The following is a 403-nucleotide window of genomic DNA, read 5'->3' on the forward strand; positions in this document are numbered from 1 at the left end:
CGATCAACGTGAGCTACTGGTACGAGCCGAAGCCGGGCGGTGGCATCCACGCCGAATCGCCGCTCGAGGCCGACACCGGCAAGCTCAAGTTCAACCAAACCACCTTCAACGCCGACATCAATGGTCCGATGAGCCTCGGCGGCAAGCGCTTCGCCGTCGCCGCCGGCTTCGAGTACCGCGCCGACAACTACCAGATCGTCGCCGGCGCCCCGGTCTCGTGCCAGTACGGGCGCACCAACAACCCGGCGATCGTGATCCGCGACCAGGTCGGCGGCGCAGCGGCGTCGGGCATGCAGGGCTTTCCCGGCTACACCCCGGGCACGGCGGTCGACGACGGGCGCCACAACGTCGCCCTCTACCTCGACGTCGAGCACAACCTGACCGACAAGCTGTTCGCCGCCGC

At 68.2% G+C, this 403-nt stretch carries 1 pseudogene; it reads left to right on the top strand.

Annotated elements, in window-relative coordinates:
- Positions 1-403 (top strand): annotated as a pseudogene (locus tag D0817_RS26765) (hypothetical protein); the annotation flags it as partial.

Source organism: Flavobacterium cupreum, assembly GCF_003996965.1.
GTDB classification, from domain to species: Bacteria; Bacteroidota; Bacteroidia; order Flavobacteriales; family Flavobacteriaceae; genus Flavobacterium; species Flavobacterium cupreum.